Genomic DNA, 2,402 nt, shown 5'->3' on the forward strand with positions numbered 1-2,402 from the left:
GCTTACCCTGCTGTCCGCCGCTAAAGAAAAAAAATTTCCCGTCAATCTGCGTCTGGAAAACGACGTGATTCAGGAAATTTACGTTTTTTAAAACTTTTTCAAGATTTAACGAGGAAAATACCATGACATTAGCACAACCGACTCAAATTCCCCCCGCAGCTAACCTTCCTAAGTCCGAAACACCAGAAATTCCCTCTGTTCCTCTCTTTGCCGAAAACCCCCTCGGTCAGGATAGCAAAGATGGCCTGCGTGGCGGAGCGAATCTCTATGGCGGCTGTAGTATTGAAGTGGGCTGTGGTTGCTCCTTTGGCACCCTGCGCTATACCCATGAAGATGCCCAAGGCTGGTTAGACTATGTGAAAAAGTTTACCCCCTTAAACTTTTGGTATCAGGATTGTGGTGTACAACCCTGGCTTTACTACGAACCCTACGATGATTGGCAAGATACCTACGGGGTAGATGCGGTCATGGCCTTCTATCACTCTGGTCATGGCGGGATGGATGCCAATGGCGTGTTTTATCTACCGATGAGCAAACCTTGGGGTAGCGAAGGTTGTACGATCGTCTCTAGCAGTGATAAGTTAATTTGGGGTAACGAGCGGGTCAGATACATTTTTCTGTCTACCTGTCTTTCCCTGCGGGTTCTGGGCGGTCACAACCCGATTCGCACTTGGCATCGTAGTAATCGCGGTTGGCGAATGCTCTTCGGCTATGAAACTGTTAGTTGGGATAATCCCAATTACGGCAAATTTTTCTGGGAAGAATGGAACAAGAATAAGTCTTTTAGTACCGCTTGGTTAGATGCTAGTTGGCGCATTGCCCACGACCAAGCCCCCTCGGTGGTGGCCTGTGGTGCCAGTGCGGATGAGGCGAAAAATCGTCTCTTTAATGAACGCTATTTTTCTCGCGAACGGGTCAGTAATGCTTGGTATTGGTGGCGATGGTACAATGTGGCTCGCAGTAGCCAACCACAACTGGTCTTACCCCAGCATCTCCTCGTCGGTCGTTTGCAACCCCTAGACGCTACTCGACCGGCTGCCCGCAGCCTAGCGGCACGATTTGGTCTTGACCTGGAAATCCCCTCAGAAGTTGGTAGTACCAGAAATGGCTCCTATCGCGTGGTGACGGGGGAACAAAGCATCGCCTACGGTAGTGATGGGTCAATTGATGTCCGTTTGGCAACTCCTAACCGCTATAATTACAACCCCTTGGCTATGGACAGCGCCCAAACCTTAGCCCAGGAGGCCGTCTGGCGTTACGGTCTTGACCAAGAAGTCCCGGTGGTGTTCGATCGAATTATCTTATCTTCCGAAGCCGGCGGTACGGCTAACGGTTCGGGACAATTGGACGGACCGTTTACTACTGGTGTGATTGTCCAATTCCGACAGTTGATTAATGGTGTCCCGGTGATTACCCCGGGGGCGGGTACGGTGCGAATTGCCCTGGATAATGATGGTACTGTCACCGATGTGCATTCATCAGTCCGCTCGCTCGAACAGTTAAGTAGTCGTCCTGTACGCTCTGCCAGTGCGCCGCCTCCCCAGGGTGATATCGCTCCTGTCTTAGCACCCGAACCTAGCAACTATGAGCAGTTACTAGCGGCAGAGTTTAGCCGACAATTGGCTTCCCTGTCTGCTCGCGGTGGCGGTGGAATGCCTCTAGAATTCACCACTGTCCCCAATTCCACCGAGATTGGCTACGATATTGACGGCGATGAGGCGATTTTGATCGCCCGCAAAGCGATCGAAGTTAACTTTGGCAATGGTTATCGTAAACGTTATTGGGTTACTGTACCCTTGTTTGGTTAACTGCGATCGAATCCAGTTTTAATCATGTTAAGACGGGCAAGCTCCCCGTCTTGACAGGCTTTTTTACTTTTTCCTGGCTACACAATGTCTAGCGTCACCCGTCAACAACTGGAGAGCGCGATCAACAATGGCTTAAAGATCGGCTTAAACGGTGAAAATTTACAAGGTTTGGATTTATCTGGTCTGAATCTCAGTGAATTTGACTTTAGCTATGCCAATCTAGAATCAGTTAACTTCCGGGGTGCCAATTTAAGCAAGGCGATTTTGTGGTCTGTGCAAGCGGCAAAAGCGAACTTTAGTCAAGCTAACCTTAGTGGGGCCAACCTCGGCACTGCCAATCTTAGCCAATGCAATCTTAGCGGTGCAATTCTCCGTCAAGCTAGTTTGTTAGGAACCAATTTGCAACAAGCTGATTTAAGCAGTGCCGATTTGCGTCTAGCTAATCTCCAAAATACCATCCTCACGGACATTATCTACAATGCTCAAACCCAATGGCCTGATGGATTCCGTTTTTTGCGGTAAACCAAAATTAAAAGCATTCAAAACCCGATAATCGGTATAGTAATCTAAATCTTACAGAGTATCGAGAATAAC

The 2,402-nt window shown here is 48.8% G+C and carries 2 protein-coding genes and 1 pseudogene; 2 read left to right on the forward strand and 1 reads right to left on the reverse strand.

Annotated features, from left to right (window positions below):
• Positions 1–122 precede the first annotated feature (122 nt).
• The gene (locus IQ242_RS22555) at positions 123–1,808 is read left to right on the forward strand and encodes a DUF6345 domain-containing protein (RefSeq protein WP_193961483.1); all 1,686 of its coding nucleotides are present in this window, start codon (positions 123–125) and stop codon (positions 1,806–1,808) included.
• Positions 1,809–1,892: 84 nt separating this feature from the next.
• On the forward strand, positions 1,893–2,330 hold the full coding sequence (locus IQ242_RS22560) for a pentapeptide repeat-containing protein (RefSeq protein WP_002795826.1): 438 nt from the start codon (positions 1,893–1,895) through the stop codon (positions 2,328–2,330).
• Here IQ242_RS22560 and IQ242_RS26460 read toward each other — a convergent pair.
• Positions 2,295–2,402 (reverse strand): annotated as a pseudogene (locus IQ242_RS26460) (DNA cytosine methyltransferase); the annotation flags it as partial. The gene IQ242_RS22560 and the pseudogene IQ242_RS26460 overlap by 36 nt on opposite strands.

This window comes from Microcystis sp. LEGE 08355, assembly GCF_015207185.1.
GTDB lineage: Bacteria > Cyanobacteriota > Cyanobacteriia > Cyanobacteriales > Microcystaceae > Microcystis > Microcystis panniformis.

Bases quoted from the DNA above. Each gene is read 5' to 3' on its own strand.
- IQ242_RS22555 (WP_193961483.1), top strand. From the start codon at position 123: ATGACATTAGCACAACCGACTCAAATTCCCCCCGCAGCTAACCTTCCT.
- IQ242_RS22560 (WP_002795826.1), top strand. From the start codon at position 1,893: ATGTCTAGCGTCACCCGTCAACAACTGGAGAGCGCGATCAACAATGGC.